General features: G+C 42.9%; 21 protein-coding genes. 12 read left to right on the top strand and 9 right to left on the bottom strand.

The features are described from left to right. Positions 1-2 precede the first annotated feature (2 nt). Positions 3-692 (bottom strand): monofunctional biosynthetic peptidoglycan transglycosylase, encoded by a 690-nt coding sequence (gene mtgA, locus ACT3QQ_RS03220; protein WP_444526885.1) that lies wholly within the window; start codon positions 690-692, stop codon positions 3-5. A 297-nt stretch (positions 693-989) separates the two neighbouring features. Here mtgA and ACT3QQ_RS03225 point away from each other — a divergent pair, with 297 nt between their 5' ends. From ACT3QQ_RS03225 to ACT3QQ_RS03240, 4 genes are all read left to right on the top strand, one after another. Beyond that, the gene (locus ACT3QQ_RS03225) at positions 990-1,298 is read left to right on the top strand and encodes a glutaredoxin family protein (RefSeq protein ID WP_444526886.1); all 309 of its coding nucleotides are present in this window, start codon (positions 990-992) and stop codon (positions 1,296-1,298) included. A gap of 56 nt (positions 1,299-1,354) precedes the next feature. Further along, positions 1,355-2,554, top strand: coding sequence for an alpha-hydroxy acid oxidase (locus ACT3QQ_RS03230; RefSeq protein ID WP_444526887.1), 1,200 nt, complete (start codon positions 1,355-1,357; stop codon positions 2,552-2,554). 167 nt (positions 2,555-2,721) lie between these two features. Beyond that, on the top strand, positions 2,722-3,771 hold the full coding sequence (locus ACT3QQ_RS03235; protein WP_444526888.1) for a rhomboid family intramembrane serine protease: 1,050 nt from the start codon (positions 2,722-2,724) through the stop codon (positions 3,769-3,771). Positions 3,772-3,918: 147 nt separating this feature from the next. After that, complete coding sequence (locus tag ACT3QQ_RS03240; protein ID WP_444526889.1) at positions 3,919-4,731, top strand: MipA/OmpV family protein; 813 nt, start codon at positions 3,919-3,921, stop codon at positions 4,729-4,731. A 113-nt stretch (positions 4,732-4,844) separates the two neighbouring features. On the opposite strand, the gene ACT3QQ_RS03245 is transcribed toward ACT3QQ_RS03240, so the two are convergent. Continuing rightward, positions 4,845-5,372 (bottom strand): peroxiredoxin, encoded by a 528-nt coding sequence (locus ACT3QQ_RS03245; protein ID WP_192518204.1) that lies wholly within the window; start codon positions 5,370-5,372, stop codon positions 4,845-4,847. A gap of 295 nt (positions 5,373-5,667) precedes the next feature. Further along, the gene (gene fumC / locus ACT3QQ_RS03250; RefSeq protein WP_444526890.1) at positions 5,668-7,071 is read right to left on the bottom strand and encodes a class II fumarate hydratase; all 1,404 of its coding nucleotides are present in this window, start codon (positions 7,069-7,071) and stop codon (positions 5,668-5,670) included. A gap of 212 nt (positions 7,072-7,283) precedes the next feature. On the opposite strand from fumC, the gene ACT3QQ_RS03255 reads away from it, so the two are divergent. The 3 genes from ACT3QQ_RS03255 (at position 7,284) to ACT3QQ_RS03265 (ending at position 8,834) form a co-directional block, all read left to right on the top strand. Beyond that, entirely contained in the window at positions 7,284-7,979 is a 696-nt protein-coding gene (locus tag ACT3QQ_RS03255; protein WP_444526891.1) for a 5-formyltetrahydrofolate cyclo-ligase, read from the top strand. Further along, a complete protein-coding gene (locus ACT3QQ_RS03260) occupies positions 7,979-8,239 on the top strand; it encodes a hypothetical protein (protein WP_444526892.1) in 261 nt (86 codons plus the stop codon). The genes ACT3QQ_RS03255 and ACT3QQ_RS03260 overlap by 1 nt, the downstream gene beginning before the upstream one ends. A gap of 97 nt (positions 8,240-8,336) precedes the next feature. Continuing rightward, positions 8,337-8,834 (top strand): DUF3981 domain-containing protein, encoded by a 498-nt coding sequence (locus ACT3QQ_RS03265; protein ID WP_444526893.1) that lies wholly within the window; start codon positions 8,337-8,339, stop codon positions 8,832-8,834. 43 nt (positions 8,835-8,877) lie between these two features. Here ACT3QQ_RS03265 and ACT3QQ_RS03270 read toward each other — a convergent pair whose 3' ends face one another. Further along, positions 8,878-10,239 (bottom strand): Na+/H+ antiporter family protein, encoded by a 1,362-nt coding sequence (locus tag ACT3QQ_RS03270; RefSeq protein WP_444521481.1) that lies wholly within the window; start codon positions 10,237-10,239, stop codon positions 8,878-8,880. Positions 10,240-10,651: 412 nt separating this feature from the next. Between ACT3QQ_RS03270 and lon the strand changes: the two genes are divergently transcribed. Together lon and ACT3QQ_RS03280 are read left to right on the top strand one after the other, a co-directional pair. Then, complete coding sequence (gene lon / locus ACT3QQ_RS03275) at positions 10,652-13,237, top strand: endopeptidase La (RefSeq protein WP_444526894.1); 2,586 nt, start codon at positions 10,652-10,654, stop codon at positions 13,235-13,237. Positions 13,238-13,597: 360 nt separating this feature from the next. Beyond that, the gene (locus ACT3QQ_RS03280; protein ID WP_444526895.1) at positions 13,598-14,155 is read left to right on the top strand and encodes a superoxide dismutase family protein; all 558 of its coding nucleotides are present in this window, start codon (positions 13,598-13,600) and stop codon (positions 14,153-14,155) included. Between the two features lie 130 nt (positions 14,156-14,285). Here ACT3QQ_RS03280 and topA read toward each other — a convergent pair whose 3' ends face one another. Continuing rightward, on the bottom strand, positions 14,286-16,940 hold the full coding sequence (gene topA, locus ACT3QQ_RS03285) for a type I DNA topoisomerase (protein WP_444526896.1): 2,655 nt from the start codon (positions 16,938-16,940) through the stop codon (positions 14,286-14,288). A 283-nt stretch (positions 16,941-17,223) separates the two neighbouring features. After that, entirely contained in the window at positions 17,224-17,820 is a 597-nt protein-coding gene (locus ACT3QQ_RS03290; protein ID WP_165598520.1) for a hypothetical protein, read from the bottom strand. 354 nt (positions 17,821-18,174) lie between these two features. On the opposite strand from ACT3QQ_RS03290, the gene ACT3QQ_RS03295 reads away from it, so the two are divergent. Next, on the top strand, positions 18,175-18,714 hold the full coding sequence (locus ACT3QQ_RS03295) for a DUF2799 domain-containing protein (RefSeq protein ID WP_444526897.1): 540 nt from the start codon (positions 18,175-18,177) through the stop codon (positions 18,712-18,714). A gap of 200 nt (positions 18,715-18,914) precedes the next feature. On the opposite strand, the gene ACT3QQ_RS03300 is transcribed toward ACT3QQ_RS03295, so the two are convergent. The 3 genes from ACT3QQ_RS03300 to ACT3QQ_RS03310 all read right to left on the bottom strand — a co-directional run bounded on the left by ACT3QQ_RS03300 (position 18,915) and on the right by ACT3QQ_RS03310 (position 21,192). Further along, entirely contained in the window at positions 18,915-19,316 is a 402-nt protein-coding gene (locus tag ACT3QQ_RS03300; RefSeq protein WP_444526898.1) for an ExbD/TolR family protein, read from the bottom strand. 115 nt (positions 19,317-19,431) lie between these two features. Then, a complete protein-coding gene (locus tag ACT3QQ_RS03305) occupies positions 19,432-20,121 on the bottom strand; it encodes a MotA/TolQ/ExbB proton channel family protein (protein WP_444526899.1) in 690 nt (229 codons plus the stop codon). 108 nt (positions 20,122-20,229) lie between these two features. Next, on the bottom strand, positions 20,230-21,192 hold the full coding sequence (locus tag ACT3QQ_RS03310; protein WP_444526900.1) for an energy transducer TonB: 963 nt from the start codon (positions 21,190-21,192) through the stop codon (positions 20,230-20,232). Positions 21,193-21,678: 486 nt separating this feature from the next. Between ACT3QQ_RS03310 and ACT3QQ_RS03315 the strand changes: the two genes are divergently transcribed. Next, entirely contained in the window at positions 21,679-22,731 is a 1,053-nt protein-coding gene (locus tag ACT3QQ_RS03315; protein ID WP_444526901.1) for a siderophore ABC transporter substrate-binding protein, read from the top strand. A gap of 81 nt (positions 22,732-22,812) precedes the next feature. Further along, entirely contained in the window at positions 22,813-23,868 is a 1,056-nt protein-coding gene (locus ACT3QQ_RS03320) for an ABC transporter permease (RefSeq protein ID WP_444526902.1), read from the top strand. The last annotated feature ends 75 nt before the right edge of the window (positions 23,869-23,943 follow it).

Consider the following 23,943-nt stretch of genomic DNA (forward strand, 5'->3'; position numbering starts at 1 on the left):
ATTTACGAAGAGGCTTGCGGTAATACGGCATTTTTCATGCGTTTCTTAATAATGGCTTGCTTATTGCGTAAACGTCTGTCGCCTTGATTGTCTTCGTAGTACTTTGGATTGGTGAGCATCGCAATAAGGAGTGCTGACTCATCTCGGTTTAGATTGGCCGCAGACTTATCAAAATAATGATGCGCTGCTGCATCAATACCATAGATACCATTGCCAAACTCTGCCACATTGAGGTAAGCGGTCATGATGCGCTGCTTATCCCACAGGGTCTCAATTATCACAGTAATGACAGCTTCTTCAGCTTTTCGGACATAAGAACGGTGCGAGGTTAAGAACAAATTTTTTGCCAATTGCTGAGTAATCGTTGAACCACCCGCAGAGGTTTTACCTGTCTCCTCGTTTTTCTTCATTGCCGCTTCAATACCTTTCATATCGAAACCGCTATGCTGACTAAACGTCGAGTCTTCGCTCACAATCGCCGCTTGCTTGGCAGACTTAGCAATCGCATCGTACTCAGCCCATGTCTGAGTGACCGTGCCGCCTGTCAGGCGATGCGTCAACATAAACATACTGTTGTTAATTGGCTGCGTTTTCCAAACTAATAGTAGGCCAACGACCAAAATATGGAATGCGACAACCAGTAGCATAATTGCCAATAACAGTCGTTTAATAAATGTGCCAAAACTTGCCATGCGCGATATCCGAGTGGTTAAAAAAGTAATAAGATAAGATAAATACTCTATTGATAACTATAAAACATCAACTAAAAATCAATGATTTTAAACGGGCTGTTTATAGCTATTTATCAACTGCTGACCATCAGTCATTAATAACAATCAACAGCAGCTCATCTTACCTAATCTCACAATCGCTGTCATTATTTACCCCATTTCTTTATGATGTAATGACCGTCAAAATATTTTGCGTTTTAGACAAGCGCGTGATGATAGTCAGCGCGTTGTAATCAGTATGAAGATAAGAGACTACCTATGCATGATGATAATATAGAAGTATTACGAGCGCGTGTTATTTTAGAAAATCCAAACCTCGACACCGCTGATAACGACAATCAATGGTGGCTACTGGGCACAGCGGGCTGTCATTTATGTGATGTCGCTGAACAAATAATCACACAGTTTCAGGCAGTACAACCAATTAGCTATCAATATGTCGATATTGCAGACTTTGATGAAGCGCTCATGATGGAATTTGCTACGACTATTCCTGTGATTTTGACGCCATCCAAACGATTAAACTATCCGTTTTCGGTGATGGATTTGCAGCAACTGCTCGCTTAATAATATTAGATTTATAATAAAGACGTTCTATTACGATGATAAAGTGGTGAGAAATCATGAAAGAATTAAAACCTGTCTTAAAAAAAATAACAGAAATCGAAGACCTGCGCCGTGTCGCTGAACGCAAAGTACCGCGTATGTTTTACGATTACGTCGACTCAGGCTCATGGACTGAGACCACATATCGTAATAACGAAACCGACTTTGACCGTATTAAACTGCGCCAGCGAGTATTGGTCGATATGGACAACCGTAGTCTGGCAACAAATATGATTGGCGAGTCCGTCAATATGCCAGTCGCCATCGCCCCAACTGGGTTTACGGGTATGATGTGGGCGGATGGTGAGATTCATGCCGCGCGTGCCGCCGAAAAGTTTGGTGTGCCCTTCTCGCTCTCGACTATGAGCATCTGTTCTATCGAAGATATCGCGACTCATACCAGCAAGCCGTTTTGGTTTCAATTATATGTCATGCGTGACCAAGACTATGTGGCCAGATTGATTCAACGGGCAAAAGATGCCAACTGCTCGGCGCTGATCCTCACAGCCGACTTACAAGTACTCGGTCAACGCCATAAAGATATCAAAAATGGCTTGTCTGCACCGCCTAGACCGACCCTTATCAATATCATGAACCTAATGACCAAACCACAGTGGTGTATGAACATGCTAGGCACCAAACGCCATACCTTTGGCAATATCGTAGGTCATGCCAAAGGTGTTGATGACTTGTCCTCTCTAACTGCTTGGACAGAAGAGCAGTTTGATCCGCGTTTGAGCTGGGATGACGTAGCCCGTATCAAAGACATGTGGGGCGGCAAGCTCATCATCAAAGGTATCATGGAACCTGAAGATGCCATTATGGCTGCTCGTAGCGGTGCCGATGCACTGGTCGTTTCAAACCATGGTGGTCGTCAATTGGATGGCGCATTGTCTTCTATTGCTGTGCTGTCCGATATTGTACAAGCTGTCCATGCTGAAGATAGCGATATCGAGGTGTGGCTAGACAGTGGCATTCGCTCTGGTCAAGATGTGCTAAAAGCTATTTCATTGGGCGCGAAAGGTACGATGATTGGGCGCGCTTTCCTCTATGGATTGGGCGCTTATGGTGAAGATGGTGTACGTCGCGCGCTTGAAATTATCTATAAAGAGTGTGATCTATCAATGGCGTTTTGCGGTCATACCGACATCAATAAAGTCACGGATGATATCTTGGTCAAAGGTACTTATGAGAACCTTAAAATTGGTAGGTTTTAGAACTAGCCGTTTTTAAGAACTTTCTATTTCTAAGAACTAGCTAGCTTTAAAAGCTATCAGTCATCAAGGCTATCAAAACTTGTATCATGATGACCTGCGGATACATAACATTATCTGACCATACCCTTTATACTATATATACAACATTTTGATGATATCTCGCTTTTATGACCATTCAACAACTATTAAAAACAGCGCCCGTCACTACCCTGCTACTAGCCAGCTTTATCGGGCTATTTATTATGCAGATATTGACAGGTGTCGATGCCAATAACCCCTCTACAGAGGCACTGCTCAAATGGGGTGCCAATGCTTTACCTTTTACCATGAATGATGATCCATGGCGATTGGTCAGCAGTGCGTTTTTGCACATTGGTCTGATGCATTTATTGTTTAATGGGTTTGCCATGTATTTCTTTGGGCAGATTGCCGAGCCGATGTTTGGCTCAGCCAAGTTTTTGACTTTATTTTTACTGGCGGCAGTCGGTGGTAATTTACTCAACAGCTATGTCACATGGCAAAGTATTTTGGATGGTACGGGACAGCCTGGACTATCAGCTGGCGCCTCTGGCGGTATAATGGGTATTGGCGCGGCATTGTTGATCGCGGCATTATTTAAAATATCGATCAATGGCATGGTGCTCAACCTAAAAAGTCTAATATTTATTATGGGCATCAACCTCGTCTATGGGTTTGCCGTACCAGGTATTGATAATGCAGGACATATCGGTGGCGCCGTTACAGGACTGGTAATCGCGTTAGCTTTTGCCATTGGCTATCGTCAGCGCTTGGCTATCGATATACAAAATGCATCTACTCAGCAAGCTCAGCGTGTCCACGCTTATCAAACTACCTATCACTACGGTAACCAAGACGGCAATTCATATAATAGTCAGTATAATGACCAACTCAATCACTCAGACCGTTATGGCAGCAGCTCCATCGATCAAGATGTCATTAATCAAAGTGCTGAGCTGGATAACCATGATACGGCTATGCCAAATGTGCACGGCAATGTAGAAAAAAGCACTGCTACCTATTCAGCATCTAAGAATAGCGCAACTCATCGCATCGCCAAGCCCGAAGAACCTGTAAAACCCTCATTTATCTGGCAGCTGTTACCATGGTTTACGATGCTGCTTATTAGCATTGGTTTTGTCTGGTGGTGGCAAGATATTCATCAGCAATTGCTGCAAGTACTAAAAGCCATTGAGTAAATGCTCATACTTATCTATTATTGCTATATAGTTCCCAAAAACAGCACACTGACTAACGTTACAGATTCGTTTTATTAACTGTCCTTTTGAACACGCATCGCCTAATCGCACCACTCAGTTATCTATACTCACTCATGAGACCCAATTATGTTAAAACTTGCAGCGCTACCCAATATCTCTACACGTACTATGTTTAGCGCGTTCACCGCTACTGCACTATTTAGTGTGGCTAGCATGTCTAACGCCGCACTTTTTAATGATAACTTGCCGACTGACAAAGACGCTGTCCTTAGCGTTGGGGTCAATGTCATGGCGGTCAACTCAGCCTATGACCTCGAAGACAATACTGAGGTGCGCGTGCTACCAGGTGCATTTTATGACAACAATAGAGTCTATGTACGCGGTGCACAAGCTGGTGCATATCTGATCAATGACGGCGTTAATCAGTTTTCGGCTTATGCAAAGCTTGCAGGTTCTGAGTTTGAACCTGATGATGCCAATGGTGCACTTCAAGGTTTGGATGAGCGTAAATCCTCAGCAGAAGCAGGTCTTAGCTATCAGCGTCGTACTGCTATCGGCGGTATTCGCGCGCAAATAGGTGCTGATGTATTAGATCGTAGTGGTGGTAACACAGCTCGCTTGACCTACCTTACGAGATTTAGCAAAAACAAGCTGACCGTCTATCCAAGCATTGGTTTTGAGTATCATGATGCCGATTACAACGAATACTACTATGGCGTAAGTGATGAAGAGTCAGCAGAAACAGGTGTTGCTGCTTATAAGTCTAACTCTAGCTTGAACCCGTATATCAACATTAGCGCCAACTATGACTTTAATGAGCGCTTTGCAGGGTTTGCCAATCAAAGCGTGAGCTATGTACCAAATGAGCAATACGATAGCCCAATGGTTGACTCACGTATGGAGTCAGCGACGACACTTGGTTTGCTTTATAAGTTCTAATTAAGCCTAAATTGTCATAAAAAAAGACCTTGCCATATAATGTGGCAAGGTCTTTTTATTCAATAAGTTTATAGATTCGTGGGTTACAACCCACACTACAAACTCAATGGAACCTAAGCATTACTTTTTAAATACGCTAACATAGTGTCCGCATCTGATACTTCAAATGGGTCTATTGGACAGTTGTCACCAAAATCAGCTTCCTTAAACACTTTTTTAACTTCTTTATTATCGACTACCATCGAATAACGCCATGAGCGCATACCAAAGCCAACATTGCTTTTGTCAACAAGCATGCCCATTTTACGAGTGAACTCACCATTACCATCAGGAAGTAAGAAAACGTTTTCACGGTTTTGCTTTAGACCCCATTGGTACATGACGAACGCATCATTGACAGAAATGCAAACTATTTCATCTACGCCTAATGCCTTAAACTCATTATAAAGCTCTTCATAACGAGGGAGATGGCTGGTTGAACAAGTTGGTGTAAAGGCACCTGGTAGAGAAAACACAACCACTTTTTTATTGGCAAATAACTCATCTGTGGTTAGATCATACCATGTGAATGGGTTGTCTCCGCCAATAGAGTCATCACGAACACGAGTTTTAAAGGTCATATCAGGAACATGGGTAATCATTATTTACTCCGATTTAGGTTATTGTCTTTTTTTCTAAAATCCTGCAGGTATATGATAATAGTTATACTGGTCCATAAGCAAACTTTGAGGTTATATCCCCTAGATAAAATATAGCAATAGCTTGAAAAGTATAGGCCAAAAAAAGACCTTGCCACATTCTCTTATAACTCATATAAGAAGTGACAAGGTCTTTTTATTTCTAAATTCTCAGTGAGACGAAAAGACGCATGCAAATGATACTTATCGTACATCAAGCAAATCTAACGCCGTAGTAGGTCAATATTTGATCTACTGCTTATTTAGGGTTCACCATATCAGCAGGAATAACCCACTCATCAAACTGCGCTTCAGTTAATAGCTCTAGCTCAACCGCTACTTGCTTCAAGGTTTTGTTTTCTTTATAAGCCGTCTTAGCGATTTTCGCTGCATTTTCATAACCAACATGACGGTTCAATGACGTTACTAGCATCAACGAGTTATGCAAGAAATCATCAATCTTGTCTTTTACTGGCTCGATACCAACCGCACAGTTGTCGTTAAAGCTGTTGCAAGCATCGCCAAGCAGTTTAATAGACTGTAATAAGTTAAATGCGATCACTGGCTTATAAACGTTTAGTTCAAAGTTGCCTGATGCGCCAGCCATGCTGATAGTCGTGTCGTTACCCATGACCTGAGCGACAACCATGGTCATTGCTTCTGACTGAGTTGGGTTCACTTTTCCTGGCATGATAGAAGAGCCTGGCTCATTTTCAGGAATCGTCAATTCGCCCAGACCACAGCGAGGGCCAGATGCCAACCAACGTACGTCATTAGCGATTTTGTTTAAGCTGCCCGCTAATGTTTTTAATGCGCCTGAGGCGAATACTTCGGCATCACGAGCGGCTAGTGCTTCAAATTTGTTCGGTGACGTAACGAATGGCAAGCCAGTCAAAGTCGCTAGTTGCTCAGCCGCTGTTACTGCATAGTCAGGGTGCGCATTTAGACCAGTACCAACCGCAGTACCGCCTAATGGCAATTCATACAGGCCTTGCAGCGCATTGTCGATACGAGTCAACGAATGGTCAAGTTGGCTCACATAGCCGCTGAACTCTTGGCCTAAGGTCAAAGGTGTCGCATCTTGCAAATGCGTACGACCGATTTTTACGATGCTATCGAATTCTTTTGCTTTAGCCGCTAATGTATCGCGTAATGCTGTTACCGCTGGAATCAGCAAGCTATTGATCTGACGAGCAGCCGCCACACGAATCGCCGTTGGGAAGCTATCGTTGGTAGACTGTGCATGGTTTACATGGTCATTTGGGTGAATTGGCGTGTAGCTGCCACGCTCAGAACCAGCGATCTCGTTAGCACGGTTAGCCAATACTTCGTTCATGTTCATGTTTGATTGTGTGCCAGAACCTGTCTGCCATACGACCAATGGGAACTGATCAACCAGACCGCCATTGATGATTTCGTCAGCGGCTTGTACGATTAGATCACGCTTGTCGCCTTCGATACGCTCTAGGCTTGCATTGGTAATCGCAGCGGCTTTTTTGACCATTGCCATCGCTTCAATCATTGGACGTGGTAATGTTTCGCCACCGATTTTAAAGTTTTGACGGCTACGCTGCGTTTGCGCACCCCAATAAGCATCAGCTGGGACTTCCACATTTCCCATAGTGTCTTTTTCGGTACGAGTTGCCTGATTCTGTGTCGACATAACTACCCTCTTTGCTGGTTTGTTGTTGGATAACTGAACGATAAAAAGTGCAACAGCTGCTGCACATAAACGGAAATACGATGTAAAGTGGCGTTATGATAGCATGACTAAGGCTTGTTGAATATTCACAAATAGCCTTGAGCGATGCTTAAAAACGAATGTCTAAAAACGCCTGTTAGCACCAATCTGACACTTCATTGGATAAGATACCTATGCACTTTGAAACCACGTACCCTAAATCAATACTATCTGAGCAAAATAGTCTTGATTCAAAAAATACTCAATCATCCAAACCTATAATTAGTAATCCACCTAGACGGCAATTTACTCGCCAGCGTCGCCAGTTAAATGACGGTGAACGTAGACAATACGCTCTTTCTGCAAGCTTGCATCTGTCTAAGTTACAGCAGAGGCTACCAAAAAACGCACGTATTGGATTGTATTATGATGGGTTTGGCGAACTACCCACTCAGCCAATTTTAGAGTGGTGTCAACGCTTAGGCTATTTATCTTATCTACCCGTGGTCGGTTCACTTGGTCGTGCTAGCAATGGCTTTGAGGATAAACGACTGCGTTTCGTCCCTATCTATCACTCAAAACTACTTAACGTACCGACACGTATTCATCAGCTAGGTATGAAACAAAACCACCATCGCAGGTTACTGTGGGCGCGAGAGTTGGACGTCGTTATCTGTCCGTTAGTGGCAGTAGACCTAAACGGCAACCGTATGGGTATGGGTGGCGGCTTTTATGATACAACGTTAGGTAAAGGCTCTCGCTCTGGCGCTAAAAAGCCATTAAAAATAGGCTGGTGTTATGATTTTCAAGTGGTTGAGCAGTTAGCGCGTCAACCGTGGGATGTGCCATTAGATGGCTTAATCACGCCAAGCGGCATAAGGTGGTTTTAATGAAAGATGATAAACAATTTAAAAAAGAAGACTCTAGCGCTGCTGATTCTAGTGCAGATAGCGTGGATGAGTATCTGCAAACGTTAGGCAATGAGGACGCTAGAGAGCTGCGTTACTACAGTCAAGAACAGCCGTTTAGCGCTGAGGAGATGACAAGGCTAATCAATGAAGAACGCCTCAATAAACTGTTGGCGCAAAGTGATGAGTTTTTGAGTAGTTTGAATAGTGAGTTGAGAGATTTTGAGGACGATGGTAGTTGATGTTTATTTTTAATTAAACAGAACTATTGTTTAAGTTCAGAGTATATCTTACTATAGATAATAATGATTATTATTACTAAATAGGATAGCCACTCTAGTGACAACCCTCTCTGTTAAGAAGTCTAGATCGTTTTATGTACTGACAGCTGCCCTGTTTTTTTGGATAGGAGTAACAATATTCGGGATTTACTTTTGGGAGTATGATGATTCTGAAAGCTTAATATCATTCCTTTACTTTCTCTCTGCTGGTATTTTATTTATTCTCGTTAGCTATAGAGAAAGACAGTTAGAAAAAAAGCGTATATATGATAATAATTTGTTATCCTTTAATAGCTTTTCAACGCAACTGAATGCAGAAAATGAGCATCTAATTCTGGTTTCCAATAAAAAAATTTTAAAGTTATCAACTTTCATTTTTTACGCTATATTAATCCTACTAATACTTTCCGTAGGTTTGATTCTATACGGTTATATAAACGGCAATATAGAGTATAGAGTCTTTGTCTTTATTTATCTTGAACTCTTCTTTATGCACTCTATTCATAAAAACAGTAAACAAATAAAGCAGCGTATCTACGATAAAAAAATATCGTAGATACGTAGAAATCGATCAACTCGCTATGCATATACGCTACCAATCACAACACCATTGACGCAATCCAACCAAAGGCCAGTAGCGGAATGTTGTAATGCAAAAATGTCGGTACCACACTGTCTTTAATATGGTCATGCTGCCCATCGATGTTTAAACCAGAGGTCGGCCCTAATGTCGAGTCTGACGCAGGCGAACCAGCATCACCCAAAGCACCAGCCGTACCGATAATCGCAACTGTTGCCAATGGCGAAAATCCTAATGAGATACACAGCGGTACATAAATCGCAGCCAAAATAGGAATCGTCGAGAATGACGAGCCAATACCCATAGTCACAATTAGGCCAACTAGTAGCATAATAAACGCAGCAATCGCTTTATTGCCAGCAAACAATGATGCCGCACCATCGACCAATGGCTGAATCTGATCAGTCGCTTTCATGACTTCAGCAAACCCTTGTGCCGTAATCATAATAAAGCCAATCATCGCCATCAGCTTAATACCGTCATTAAAGACTGAATCGGCCTCACGCCATTTAACGACACCAGTGGCCATAAATACGCCAAAGCCAAACATTGAACCTAGCAATAACGAATCCGTATATAACTGCACGACGAAGGCCGTAACAATAGCAGCTAAGGCAACCAGTGTCTTAAGCGTGCTTTGAGACTTTGCATCAGCAGCTGTTTTACTTAAAGCATCACCCTCTAAAGCTGCATCATGCGCCTCTTTATCAACGGCAACTTGTTGATACTCACGTGGCTTACGATAACTGATAAACATAGCCGTCAACAAGCCAACAAACATACCCAATGCTGGAATTGCCATTGCCTTAGTGACGGAGATATTGCTCACATCAATACCCGCTTCACCCACGTTCTTTAGCATGATTTGATTAAGGTAGATATCACCAAATCCATAAGGAATAAACATATAAGTGGTGACCAACCCAAAGGTAATTAAACAAGCAATGAGGCGTCTATCAATTTTCATACGATTAAATGCTAGTAGCAACGGTGGCACTAGCAACGGGATAAAGGCGATATGAATAGGAATTAAGTTTTGGCTAAAGCAGCTCATCACAATCAAGCCTGCAAATAGCATGTACTTAATCATGCCACCAGTGCCGCCAGCATCGATACGCTTGATGACCGATCCTGCCAGTGATTGCGGCAAGCCCGAGTGCGCAATCGCGACCGCAAACGCACCTAGTAATGCATACGACAGTGCAATTTCTGCTCCATTACGAATACCTGACTGAAAGGCTTCTAGCGTCTCAGTGATGCCAAGACCCGCGATTAAGCCACCTGCGATTGCCCCTATTAATAAGCTAAGCACCACGTGTACTCGCGCCAGTGACAGCCCTAGCATGATCACTACCGCCAGTAATACTGCATTGATTGTCATGTGTGCCTCGTATTCTATTTACTTTGGTCTACTGTAATCTTATTAATATCTCATGATTTATAGATATCGCCATCGTCTTAAAAACGCTTTGTCTCAAAAACTCACCGTTTAAGACGCGCGATATTTTACCTTATTTTGCCTATAAAACCTATGTGTAGAACCCGCTAAATATAAGAGAGATTTATATACAAATGCTTGATGGAACCTAACTTTCACTTATGACTTATCACTTATGACCTTTTGCATAAAACAGGTAGCAGTATCGGACGTAATACTTATACAGATATAGTCATTTAACAAAGATAAGCACGTGACTTGTTTAAAAAGCCTTGCAATTTTTTTCGTGAGCACCATTTATCTAACAATGAACCACGAACTTGACTTTACAAGTCTGGGGAACGAGGAAAAATATATGAGTGAACATAATATTGATAAAGACAACATCGACATCGATGTATCATCTGCCCTTAATACTGACACAACGCCTGACGCAAATACTGACACTGACGTGAACAATGAGACAGAAAGCTCATCTACAGATGAGTTAAATGCCTCGTCTGACGCTGTCAAAGACAATGAAGATGAAAGCTATCTACCACTGCTGGCATTACGCGACGTCGTCGTTTATCCGCACATGCAGATTGCATTGTTTGTGGGACGCGCGCCATCGGTAAAAGCAGTAGAGCTGGCACAGGCTGAGTACGGCAACAAAGTACTGGTAGTCGCACAAAAAGACTCACTAACCGAAGATATTGATCAAGGCAACTTGTATCAGTACGGTACAGTGTGCCGCATCGTCAGCACTATGCCACATGACAGCGATGAGAACTGCATTAAAGTATTGATTGAAGGTCAATACCGCGCTCGTGTCGATAATATAGAAGGCCATGACGACTTACTGATGGCAAGATTTGAGCGTGCTGACCTCGATGTCAGCATGGATGAGAGCCAACAGAAAAACACCATTCAAGCGTTAACTACATTATTTGAAAGCTATGCGGATGCACGACTTCGCAATGCACGTGAGCTAACCCGTGTTGCCAAACGTATTGATGACTTACTTGAGTTGGTTTATTTCATCTCAACTCGTGTGTCGATGGACCTCGATATCAAACAGTCTTTCTTAGAAGAAGACGATATCAAAACACATATCAATACTTTGACTGAGTATCTAGTAAAGCAAAGTGCTGAGCAAAACATCGAACAAGATATCCAAGATGCTGTCCGTCAGCAAATGGAAGACAATCAGCGCGAATATTTCTTAAATGAAAAAATGAAAGCTATCAAGAATGAGCTGTCAGATATGAATGACGGCGCGTTCGATGGTGAAGATGATGTGGCGGAGCTAGAGCAGCGTTTAGAAGATGCTGACCTACCAGACGATGTACGTAAAAAAGCGGAGCAAGAATTCAAAAAGCTCAAAATGATGCCACCTGCGTCAAGTGAATCGTCAGTGGTACGCAACTATATTGAGTGGATTTTGGACACGCCGTGGAATGCGACGACCAAAGTATCTATCAATTTAGACAAAGCCAAAACTGTATTAGACGAAGATCATTATGGTTTACAAGATGTGAAAGACCGCATCTTAGAGTACCTCGCCGTACAATCACGCGTGAAAAAACTTCGTGGTCCGATTCTATGTCTCGTCGGTCCTCCAGGTGTCGGTAAAACCTCATTGGGTGAGTCGATTGCCCGTGCCACTGGTCGTAAATTTGTGCGTATGGCGCTTGGTGGCGTACGTGATGAAGCAGAGATTCGTGGTCATCGCCGTACGTATATCGGTGCGATGCCGGGTAAAATCGTTCAGTCACTTGCCAAAGTAGAAGTCAAAAACCCGCTGTTCTTATTAGATGAAATCGATAAGATGGCACAAGACTTCCGCGGTGATCCAGCATCAGCGTTGCTGGAAGTATTGGATCCATCACAGAACGATACGTTTAACGACCATTATTTAGATATGGACTTAGACTTATCACAAGTGATGTTCATCTGTACTGCCAATAGCATGGATATTCCACCTGCGCTGCTTGACCGTATGGAAGTCATTCGCTTGCCGGGTTATACTGAAGAAGAAAAAGTCAATATCGCACAAAAATACCTAGTGCCAAAAGCCATCAAGCAAAATGGTCTCAAAGAAGGCGAGATTGAGATTGTTGAAGCGGCATTGCACAGTATCGTCCGTAGCTATACTCGTGAAGCAGGTGTGCGTAACCTTGAGCGTGAAGTGAACAAGATCTGCCGTAAAGTGGTTCGCGGTTCAGTTGAAACTCATGGTGCTCGTGCTCCGAAAAAAGCAGAACGTCAGCTAGTGACAGTCGATGACAAGAATATCGATGACTATCTAGGTGTACATCAGTATGACTACGGTCTGGCTGAAGAAGAGCCTGAAATTGGCCGTATTACTGGCCTTGCGTGGACACAAGTCGGTGGTGAGCTATTGACCATCGAAGCGGTCGGCATGAAAGGTAAAGGTGAGCTTAGCTTTACTGGTTCACTAGGCGATGTGATGAAAGAGTCTATTCGCGCAGCTATGAGTGTGGTTCGTGCTCGCGGTGATAGCTTGGGTATCGACTACGAGACGTTTAAAACAACCGACGTCCATGTACATATGCCAGAAGGTGCCACGCCAAAAGACGGCCCATCTGCTGGTGGTGCACTGACGACAGCATTGGTCTCTGCTCTAACTGGTATCGCAATCCGTCCAGATATTGCGATGACAGGTGAGATTACCTTGCGCGGTAAAATCCTACGTATTGGTGGCCTCAAAGAGAAGCTGCTTGCGGCGCATCGCGGCGGTATCAAGCACGTCTTGATCCCAGCGACCAATGAGCGTGATCTAGCTGATATCCCTGATAACGTAAAAGAAGGCTTAACCATTCAGCCAGTTGCTACGATTGAAGAGATTTTAAAGGTAGCTTTGGTCAATATGCCTACACCAATCAAACCTGCCAAAGTGACGGTTGATAAGACCTCTGGTAAAGCACTGCACAATTAATTGAACTTCTATTAGACTTATCCTATAGATTAAGAAGCCGCTTATCACAATGATGGGCGGCTTCTTTATGCCTATCTATTATTTACTACTAGTAATTTACACCTTTCTAAGTAGATTTCTCACAAATCTAAAGCCGTTTAATGTCAAGAAGTACTTATGCTATCTTGTTTTGCAAACCCATACGTTATTTACATTTATTAACTGATTGTTGCGCATTTGATGAATAACTATAGCGTTAGCTTGGCTATACTGACTCCGATGTTAACGAATATTGACGCCTATTTTTGTAGAAAAATAACGATAGATATTCGTATATATAACGAAAATTAAAAGTAACGACTAAAACAATTGGAGATAATAATGAATAAGACATTACTTGCAAGTACTCTATTATGCGGTTCAGCTTTAGCGGTGACTGGTTGTCAAACAGTAGAAAGCCAAATGCAAACGGGCAATCCTTTAGCACAGCCAACACTGAAATCAACCATTCATACAGTAGATGGCAAGAAAAAAGAAGTTGGTCAAGTGTTCTTACGTCCAGTTGATGAGGGTGTTCAAGTTTACGGTAAGCTGATGAATCTACAGCCAGGGCAAACGGTGGCACTACATATCCATGAAACAGGAAGCTGTGCTGATATGGGTAAAGCAGCAGGTGGGCACTTTAATCCAGACGGCAAGCCACACTCTAATCCAGACGATATGAATGGTCATGCAGGTGATTTGCCAAACTTAACTGCCAATGAAAATGGCGTTGCTACGGTCAATTACGTGAATAAGAAAATTGCAGCAACTGAAGCAGGTAAATATAGCGTAAACCGTTTAGCATTTATCGTACATGGTGGTACGGATGATTATACCAGCCAGCCGTCAGGCAATGCTGGTGACCGTGTCGCTTGCGGTATTATCGAAACAATGTAATAGCCCGCTAATAATATTTAAAACTAAGCATAATTGAAGCTAAATATAATTAGTGATATAAAAAACCTCTTAGAGATTCTAAGAGGTTTTTTTATGGCTTAACACTATTTATGACGAAGGTAAAAGAGGTTTACTCTTCTACCCACTCACCTTTACGCCAGTACACACCCCAACGTGTGGCTTTGCCATTTTTCTCAGAGCCAATATATTGCTCTTTTTTCTTGCGAGACCAACGCAAGATGGTTAGGTTACCATCAGGATCTTCATCTGGTCCTTCAAATAGATATTGGAACTTGTCTTCCATTTTATCTTTGATGTCTCTTAGCTCAGCCAGCTTTGGTGCGCGCGTCTCACGTACTTTGGGGAACTTAGATGCTGCTAAGAACATTCCAGCGGCACCTTCACGCAAAATGAAATAATCATCATGCTTGGTCGATTTTAGCTCAGGTAGATGGATTGGATCCATACGTGGCGGTGCTGCTTCGCCTGTTTTTAGAACCTTGCGTGTGTTGTCACAGTTCTGACAAGCAAAGTACGGACCGAAACGTCCAGTCTTCAGCTCCATTTGTCCATCGCACTTATTGCAGTCAATAGTTGGGGCATCTGAGCCTGGGACTTCAAACTTACCTTCTTCTAGGACGTAACCATCGCAGTCAGGGTTATTACCGCAAATGTGTAGCTTGAGACCACCATCAACGATATAGCCGTTCATCGCTGTACCGCATTTTGGACAGCGTTTTTTCTCCATCAAATCTTTGACTTCGGCCGCTTCATCATCACCTTCCGCATCATCTAGATTGGCAAATGCTTCGACTGGCATGAGGTTTTTGGTGCCTTTACAGCGCTCTTTTGGCGGTAAATTATAACCCGTACAACCTAAAAACACACCTGTTGAGCCCGTACGGAGCTGCATCGGACGATCGCAAAGATCGCAATGAACGTCAGGTACATCGGTCGGATCGTTGGGACGCATACCGTCTTTTTCTTTAGCACGCTCTAGAGTAGTTTTGAACTCGCCATAGAAATTATCAAGTACATCTTTCCAATCTTGATCACCCTCTGCCACATGATCGAGCTTATCTTCAAGTGCAGCGGTAAAGGTATAATCCATCAAATCTGGGAAGCTAGCCGTCAATCGATCAGTGACAATATCACCCATTTTTTCAGCAAACAGACGCTTGTTCTCAAGCTTCACATAACCACGATCTTGAATGGTCGAGATGATTGAGGCATACGTCGATGGGCGACCGATGCCTTTTTTCTCAAGCTCTTTCACTAGACTGGCTTCAGTATAGCGAGGTGCTGGCTTAGTAAAATGCTGACTCGGGTCTAGCTTATCGAGATTTAACTTATCACCTTTTTTGACATCAGGTAATAAGGTATCGTCAGTTTTTGCTGGTGGCATGACTCTTGTATATCCATCAAACACCATGGTACGACCACGGGCTTTTAGCTCGATATCATCTGCGCCTACGAACAGGTTCACTGACAGATATTTGGCAGGTAACATCTGACATGCCACAAACTGACGCCAGATTAGCTCATATAGACGTATCGCATCACGCTCAACGCCTGTGAGCTGCGTTGACTTCATGTTGACATTAGAAGGACGAATCGCTTCATGCGCTTCTTGTGCGCCTTGCTTGTTGCCATAGAAATTCGGCTTTTCTGGTACATATTTTGCGCCATAGCTGTCTTCGATATGACCACGAACAGCAGCAAGTGCATCGCCCGATAAGAACGTCGAATCAGTACGCATATAAGTGATATGACCTGCTTCGTATAGACGCTGCGCCAGAATCATGGTTTTCTTAACAGAGAAGCCTAAGCGCGTACTAGCAGCCTGTTGCAAGGTCGAAGTAATAAATGGTGCACTTGGACGCGATTGGGTTGGTTTTTCTTCGCGTTCTTTAACGATAAAGTCATTGGTTTTTAGAACTTCTAATACTTTATCGGTCTGCTCTTTATTAGCAAGCTTAAGTGTTTTGCCACCTTGCTTAGTTGCTTCTAAGCGAATGCCGATTTGCTCAGCGTCTTTCTTATTATTTGCAACGTGCGTATCTGCATGAATCTGCCAGTACTCTTCTGGGATGAACGCGCGGATCTCATGCTCACGCTCAACGACCAAGCGCATGGCAACTGACTGTACACGGCCTGCTGATAGTCCGCGAGCAATCTTTTGCCATAACAGTGGCGACACCATAAAGCCAACAACACGGTCCAAGAACCGACGAGCTTGCTGCGCGTTCACGCGGTCAATATCTAATTTAGAAGGCTGTTTAAACGCATTTTGAATAGCTGATTTGGTAATCTCATTAAAGACCACACGTTGATACTTGCTATCAGGGCCACCGATGACTTCTTTTAGATGCCAAGCAATCGCTTCCCCTTCTCTATCCATATCCGTTGCGAGATAGATTTTATCAGCGTCTTTAGCTAGTGCCTTGAGCTCTTTGATGACCTTGGTTTTGTTTGGCAACACTTCATAAACTGCTGCCCAGTCATACTCTGGATCTATACCCATGCGGCGTACCAGTGCTTGCTGCGCCTTTTCTTCTTTGGTTAGACTGTCATCTTTTTTAGTGGTCGTTGCTTTCTTTGCGCTTTTGCTCGCACTGACCGGCAAATCACGGACGTGACCGATACTTGAGCGTACGATAAAGTCATCACCAAGGTATTTATTAATCGTTTTTGCCTTGGCTGGTGATTCTACAATCACCAAAGACTTACCCTTTGGGCTGTCAGCAGCTGGTGCTGGACTTTTTTTAGTTGTGGTTTTTGCCATGTTTGACGACACCATAATATAAGTAAATTAGAAGTAAGATTAAATTCAGCAGCACAGCAATTTATGGAAGCTAATACTCATGGTTTGGCCATGGTTTAGCTATTTATAGTAATAATAGCTACTGACAGAAAAGGTTATTAAACAAATAATAACCATAAAATAAAGATATAGTTATAAAGACGTTACACTGCTAAGTGTTAAACTGTCAACTTTAAATAATTTGAATATGAAAAACCGCTTACATATTGCCCTTTAATGGAGACGAAAAAACGCTTTACTAGGTTTATGCTTGTTTTTGCATCTGTAGCGCCCATTTCTCAAGGTTTTCTTTGAGCACTAATAAGTCTGCTTCAATCCGTTTTTGATGGTACGTTGGGTTAGATGCTGGACGTACATAAGCAATATCTTCCCAATAGATAATAATGCTATTTGCCTTGGTCAATAGACCCTTAACAAACGGCTCGATACTTACTGGCAAATCTAACGGCACTTGATCCAAGCTAAAATCCGTCTTTTTAACCGTTGGATTATTGCTAATTTGACTAGAACGAATTGCACTTGGAATAGTAAGCGTCTTATCATCTGTACTGGTATCGACAAAACTGCTGTCTGGTCGCCACTGTCCATCAATCACTTGATAACGAGTATGTGGCAATTTAGTGTCTTCGAATATCAGGCAGTACTGTCCAAGCATACCGCGACCATATTCATTATCACGGCCTTTGATCCAATCAGGGCACGAAACGAGCTTTGGATTGAGCTGTAAACGACGCGCGGTCATGCGCAGCTTATCCAAACGCTGATCGATACCGTTTGGTTTGAGCGCCATCATACTCCCTAATACGAATAGTACAATGATAACGCCAATCAATGTTCCCATGATGGTCTGGCCTTTTGACTAAATGAAAAAGATACTAAAAGATATAGGTAAATATCGCTAATGAACCACTATTTATAAATAGTATGTACAGATTACGGTTAGCACGATAATAAACAACTATATATAAAGGCTTATAATGAGCACTAACCGTTAAAAATCAAGCGTTGTCGTCTAATTGCGATACAGAAAGCCCTTTTAAAGCGCATCACAAATTCTATATTTATACTATTAAATCAGCTATTTAGCGTATATAAACTTACCGAACACAGCACGCTACAAAAACCAGAGACAAAAAATGGACTGCTCAAAAAAGTGCTATGATAAACCATAATTTTAAACGCGCGCAGGTTTATTATGAATTATCTTATTGAGTCAAACTCATCAAGCGCTTATCACGCTCGCAAGCTAACGTATAAAGTCGTTAGCAAGACAGGCATGAGCCTATCGCTACTTGGCGCGATAGTACTGACATTATCAGGCTGTGCCACTACTCAGGGTCTAACGCCGCAGCAATGTCAAAACAGTAACTGGCAAGAAGTTGGCTACGCTGATGGCTCGCAAGGACGTTCAGGTGCCTACTTCGGTCACTATACCAATAGCTGCGCTAGTATAGGCGGTACTAGTCCTAACCGTATCCAATGGGAGCAAGGACGCCAGCAAGGTCTTAAAAACTACTGCACTGAGCTGAACGCTTATAAGCTCGGTCGCGAGGGCTATGACTGGCAACCTGTCTGTCCATTAGAAGGTATTGAGACGTTAGAAGAAGCTTACTCTCAAGGGCGATATTATTATATCCGTCAGCGCGACCTCGATTACTTACGCTCGCCTTACCCATTTGGTTATAGACATGTAGGCTTCGGTTACGGCTATCGTTCATTTGGTTATGGCTGGTAAAAAAGAAAACCTCACCAATGACTTAATTTGAGGTTTAAGTCATTAATGAGGTTGGAGATAATTTTATTATTTTAATTGTTTTTATTATAGCGGTGCTGGTTGTTTTACTGGTTGGGCTATTAATTTATCTAGCCAGTTTTCTAATATATAGCCAAAGCTACTAGTACTGACTCACAGTGCTTAAACTATTAAGTATTTATCTACTCATTTACAAATGCGATTTTGGTCAGTCCAGCATTACTTGCCGCCGCCAATACTTGAGCGACCATATCGTACTTGCCTTCTTTATCCGCACGTAACTGGACCGCTGGATTTTTACCAGTCGCGCCTTGTTGCTGCAAGCGTGTCTCTAATTCTTCCATGCTAATTGGATCGCTATCCCAGAATATCCCCGCATCTTTATCAATACTGACCTGAATCGCTTCTGGCGGCGTTTCATTGAGCGCTGCACTAGTTTCTGGCAAATCTAAAGGTACCGTCGGATTCAACACGGTCGCTGTCAATAAAAATATAATCATCAATACCAGCATGATATCGATAAGCGGAATGAGGTTCATCTCATCCATGCTTCGTACGTCATCATCACCCAATTGAAATGCCATAGTTACTCTCAATGCTTTTGGTTATTTTCATACAGCCAAGCCGTTTTTCGACTTGTCATTTTAGTCTTTATAGACCTAGCGCTTGTAGCCTTAATGCTTGCAAAACCAGCACTATCTACAGCTGCTTTGGCACAGAATTACTGTAGCTATTGCTATGCTGAGTCTCTCTCGTAGTTGAACGACTGCTTGGTGCAGCGTGCACTGGTGAAGCACTAGCAGGATTGCTCGCGTTTACCTTTGTAGTATCCACAAGACCCGTTGATTGCGCTAATAAATCATGCGCTCTATCATTGGCTTGATACATTATGCGGCGATTGATACGTACTGCAAGGTTGTAAAACACCACAGCTGGAATCGCGACCGCAATACCCAGACCTGTCATAATGAGTGCCTCACCGACTGGCCCTGCAACCTGCCCCAATCCTGCCTGACCACTCATACCGATATTGTGCAAGGCATGGAAAATACCCCATACAGTACCAAACAAACCGATAAATGGTGCAATCGCTGCTGTCGTACCAAGAATCGGTAAACCACGCTCACTAGCAAAACGATAGCGACCGATATGCTTCAGTAAGGTCTGTTCAGTCACCAAACGGCGAGTCGCAGCATCAGAATTGACCAAGTCAGACTGTTTGGCTTGTAACTGCTGACTCAAATCATCTGCTACATTGGTCGCCAGTTTACGGCTTTGCAATACGCGGACGATACCTGTCACCCAAGAGAGAATAGATAACGCAAGTAACAAAAAGAACAATGTTTTTGTCACCATATCGCTGATTTGCCAATATTGCATAAAGTCCATGTCAGACTCCTTAATGTGTAATGCCATTACATGATGCTGAGGTAAATATCATGCTTAGTTTGATTATGAAAGATTATCAATAAATACGTCGTTATAAAATATGAACTATCAAGGGACAGCGTAACTGATCGGTAGGGTCACATCACCTACTACGGGTACACCGTTCTTAGTAAAAGGTTTGAATCTACCAGACCGTACTTGACGTCTGGCCTCTTTGTCTAATAGAGGATTACCTGATGACTGAGCAATTCGCACGTTATCAATACCGCCTTGCTTGTTGACTCGTAATACTAAGACCACGTTGAGCGTGTCACCAGAACGGGCTCTACGTGCCGCTCGCTCAGGGAAACTAAAGTTTGGTGCAGATGCCCAGTTAGCTGAGCTAGCAGTAAAGCTCACGGGCTCATTACTCTGTGCTAAAGCAGCTGCTGCTTCTGCCTCAGCCTCAGCTCTTGCTTGTGCAGCGGCCTCTGCGGCAGCCTTCGCTTGAGCGGCAGCTTTGGCATCAGCAACTCTTTTGGCTTCTTGCTCTGCCCTAGCCTGTGCCTCTTGCTCTGCCTTTCTGGCTTGTCGCTCTGATTCAGCTTGGGCAGCTGCTTTGCGCTGTGCTTCAGCCGCTGAATTATCAACTTTCTGTTTCGGTAGCGGATCTTTTGGAGCGACTTTTTGACTGGTATCAGAACGAGGCTTTTCTGACGCTATAACAGGCGTCACTTTCGGCTCTGTATTTTTTACCACAGGCTCTTTAGGTTTCGCTGGCGTCTCTACTGGTTGTCTAACAGGTTCTTTAGGCTTTGGTTCAGGTTGCGGCGCTGGCTGAACTGGCACCTCAGGCTGTACTTCTTTTTTAGCTGTGACTGTTTGCTTTTCAACTTCAGTTGAGACCGTTTCGGCCGGTAACGACACAAACTTTATCTCAAGCGGTGACATCTCTTTTTTTGGCTCAGGTTTGAGTTCAGGTGTTTTTATTGCCACTAATGCAATTGCAGCAAGCACATGGAGCCCTACGACTGCGACAATGGCTAGCAATAGCGATTTAAGTGGTGGCGCGTCTAAATCCGTTGAACTCATAACAGCCTAATGTTTATTACTCGAGATATAATGACGTAGATAATAATGCAAACGATAATTATTATCAATAATAATTTAGGATATTTCTTCTATTTAATACATTTCTAACACGTAATGTTGCTTAGTAGTTTTACTTATCGGAACTATCGTTTTTGTGAACATTATCTATTTCTAATCCTTACTATATTAAGGCCTACTTCTTGTTAAATCATACGTTGAGTTTAATATAACAAGTACTGTTAATAAAAACCATTATCATTTATATTGATAATGAGTCTCAATTACTTTAGTATAACGCCTATATTGCTTACTCATACTATTTTAGTCAAAACGATTCTTATAGGAATTTAGTTGGTTGGTACCAAGTAGATTATTTATTTTGTACTTTTTATCTCAAGCATTTTTTAGACTTAATATTTTTAATGTCATTCATTTGCAGTTATTTTAGACGATTGCTTAAACATTTTTTGATAGACCGAGTTCATTATGCCTACTACCTTATTATCTAGCAGATCTACCGCATCTTTTTTCAAACGTCCACTACTGACTGTTGCTATGACAGCATTGTTAGCTACTGTTGTGGCAGGATGTAGCTCGACTGAAACCAATGATTCTGAGCCAGCAGACGCAAAAACTGAGAACCCAACGGCTGATGAGTCACTGAACGTTGCTAATAACGATAATGTATCTGCTGAGAAAATTACGGTAAACACCGTAAAAGGTGATATTGATCTTGCCATGAACCCATCACCACTTGTCGTTTACGATATGACGTTGATGCAAAATTTAGCTGCATTAGATGTGGCAGTTGATGGTGCACCTGGCGGTCTATTACTAGAAAATCTACACTCAGAAACACAGCCTGATCCAAAAGCGGTAGGTACAGTATTTGAGCCAGATCTTGAAGCGCTAAACGCGATGCAACCGCAAGCTATCTTGGTCGGTTCACGCATGGCAGAAAAATACGACGAGCTATCAAGCATCGCACCGACATTAGACATGAGTATTGATACAGCCAATATTTATGAATCAAGTAAGCAGCGACTACATGATCTAGGCGCATTATTCGGTAAAAGCGATCAGGCCGCTAAGCTCCAACAGAACATCGATGGACTCATCGCTGAGACCAAGAGTCTGACAGAAGAAAATAAAGGGACTGGCCTAGTAGTCATGGTCAATGGCAACAAAATGTCAACCTATGGAGAAAAGTCTCGCTATGGTTTTATCCATACTGTGTTAGGTGTACCAATGTCAGATGACCAAGTTACCGATGCACCTCACGGTCAGCCGATATCGTTTGAATACATTCAAAAAGCCAATCCAGATTGGTTATTTGTTGTCGACCGTAGTGCCGCGATTGGTGAAGACGGTATTGGTGCCAAGGCCGTATTAGACAACCCATTGGTTGCCCAAACCAACGCATGGAGCAAACAGCAAGTGGTTTATTTGAGTCCAGACTCGTACTTAGCATTTGGTGGCTACTATCAATGGATGCAGGACCTAACGACGATCAAAGATGCTTTTGCTAGTGCTAAATAACGTTGTTTTCTATGCAAATGATTGTTGCACCAGTAAGTATTATTACCGTTAACACTGTTCATTTTTAAGTCAGTAGAGATTATGTCGTTATTTTCACACCGTGCTCATGCTGGGATCAATCCCAGCAAGTCTCTAGACCATAAATATCGACGTACCGTCATACCACCATGGTTCATCAATACAGCAAGCCTCATTCTCATGGGGCTTTTAGTGTTATTGAGCGTATCTATTGGTGTGGCTGACTTCTCATGGTCAGGTATTTTACAGAGCCTTCTGACTCAGAGTGCCAACTCCGATAGCTCATTACTATTGGTTAGCCGCATACCGCGCACCATCGCGATTATTTTAACTGGCATTTCGATGGCGGTGGCTGGGATGATTATTCAGGTGGTGCTAAAAAACCGCTTTGTAGAACCCTCCATGGTTGGTGCGACGCAAAGTGCTGCACTTGGTTTACTGGTAGTCAGTTTACTGTTTCCTGCCAGCGCCCTCATCGTCAAAATGGGCGTGGCGACCATCGCTGCTGTCTTTGGCATGATGCTATTTATGCTATTAATTCACCGTATTCCGCCCACTGATTTTTTAATGATTCCGCTGATTGGTATCGTCTTTGGCGGTATCATTGAAGCATTCACCACCTTTATCGCCTATCAAACTGAATCACTACAGATGCTAAGTGTATGGCAGTTTGGTGACTTTTCAGGTGTACTAGCAGGACGTTATGAGCTTCTGTGGCTTACGGGCGGACTGTGCGTGTTGGCTTATATCATTGCTGACAAGCTGACCATCGTCGGCTTGGGTGACAATATCGCATTGAATCTAGGTATTAGTAAGCGTCAGGTTACTTGGATTGGCGTCGGTATGGTCGCCATGATGAGTGCTGTCGTCGTTGTGACTGTCGGTATGATTCCTTTTATTGGGCTGGTCGTGCCAAACATTGTGAGCCGACTCATGGGAGATAAGCTGCGTCGCAGTTTGCCAGCCGTTGCCCTGCTTGGTGCTTCAGCTGTATTGCTGTGCGATATTATCGGGCGTTCTATTCGTTATCCATTTGAAGTGCCAGTCGCCACTGTATTCGGTGTGGTTGGTACGGTACTGTTTTTATGGCTGTTATTGCGTGCTCCAGCTGAACAGTAGCATTATGTTTACTAACTCTGTATTCACTTTCAGCGCTCATTTACCGTCGTTTATTTTTGCTTTATTAGCTAAGCT

The organism is Psychrobacter sp. AOP7-A1-24 (genome assembly GCF_052376235.1).
GTDB lineage: Bacteria > Pseudomonadota > Gammaproteobacteria > Pseudomonadales > Moraxellaceae > Psychrobacter.

Excerpts from the sequence above, each read along its gene's own strand:
- mtgA (WP_444526885.1), bottom strand. The coding sequence starts at position 692 with ATGGCAAGTTTTGGCACATTTATTAAACGACTGTTATTGGCAATTATG.
- ACT3QQ_RS03225 (WP_444526886.1), top strand. The coding sequence starts at position 990 with ATGCATGATGATAATATAGAAGTATTACGAGCGCGTGTTATTTTAGAA.
- ACT3QQ_RS03230 (WP_444526887.1), top strand. The coding sequence starts at position 1,355 with ATGAAAGAATTAAAACCTGTCTTAAAAAAAATAACAGAAATCGAAGAC.
- ACT3QQ_RS03235 (WP_444526888.1), top strand. The coding sequence starts at position 2,722 with ATGACCATTCAACAACTATTAAAAACAGCGCCCGTCACTACCCTGCTA.
- ACT3QQ_RS03240 (WP_444526889.1), top strand. The coding sequence starts at position 3,919 with ATGTTAAAACTTGCAGCGCTACCCAATATCTCTACACGTACTATGTTT.
- ACT3QQ_RS03245 (WP_192518204.1), bottom strand. The coding sequence starts at position 5,372 with ATGATTACCCATGTTCCTGATATGACCTTTAAAACTCGTGTTCGTGAT.
- fumC (WP_444526890.1), bottom strand. The coding sequence starts at position 7,071 with ATGTCGACACAGAATCAGGCAACTCGTACCGAAAAAGACACTATGGGA.
- ACT3QQ_RS03255 (WP_444526891.1), top strand. The coding sequence starts at position 7,284 with ATGCACTTTGAAACCACGTACCCTAAATCAATACTATCTGAGCAAAAT.
- ACT3QQ_RS03260 (WP_444526892.1), top strand. The coding sequence starts at position 7,979 with ATGAAAGATGATAAACAATTTAAAAAAGAAGACTCTAGCGCTGCTGAT.
- ACT3QQ_RS03270 (WP_444521481.1), bottom strand. The coding sequence starts at position 10,239 with ATGACAATCAATGCAGTATTACTGGCGGTAGTGATCATGCTAGGGCTG.
- lon (WP_444526894.1), top strand. The coding sequence starts at position 10,652 with ATGAGTGAACATAATATTGATAAAGACAACATCGACATCGATGTATCA.
- ACT3QQ_RS03280 (WP_444526895.1), top strand. The coding sequence starts at position 13,598 with ATGAATAAGACATTACTTGCAAGTACTCTATTATGCGGTTCAGCTTTA.
- topA (WP_444526896.1), bottom strand. The coding sequence starts at position 16,940 with ATGGCAAAAACCACAACTAAAAAAAGTCCAGCACCAGCTGCTGACAGC.
- ACT3QQ_RS03290 (WP_165598520.1), bottom strand. The coding sequence starts at position 17,820 with ATGGGAACATTGATTGGCGTTATCATTGTACTATTCGTATTAGGGAGT.
- ACT3QQ_RS03295 (WP_444526897.1), top strand. The coding sequence starts at position 18,175 with ATGAATTATCTTATTGAGTCAAACTCATCAAGCGCTTATCACGCTCGC.
- ACT3QQ_RS03300 (WP_444526898.1), bottom strand. The coding sequence starts at position 19,316 with ATGGCATTTCAATTGGGTGATGATGACGTACGAAGCATGGATGAGATG.
- ACT3QQ_RS03305 (WP_444526899.1), bottom strand. The coding sequence starts at position 20,121 with ATGGACTTTATGCAATATTGGCAAATCAGCGATATGGTGACAAAAACA.
- ACT3QQ_RS03310 (WP_444526900.1), bottom strand. The coding sequence starts at position 21,192 with ATGAGTTCAACGGATTTAGACGCGCCACCACTTAAATCGCTATTGCTA.
- ACT3QQ_RS03315 (WP_444526901.1), top strand. The coding sequence starts at position 21,679 with ATGCCTACTACCTTATTATCTAGCAGATCTACCGCATCTTTTTTCAAA.
- ACT3QQ_RS03320 (WP_444526902.1), top strand. The coding sequence starts at position 22,813 with ATGTCGTTATTTTCACACCGTGCTCATGCTGGGATCAATCCCAGCAAG.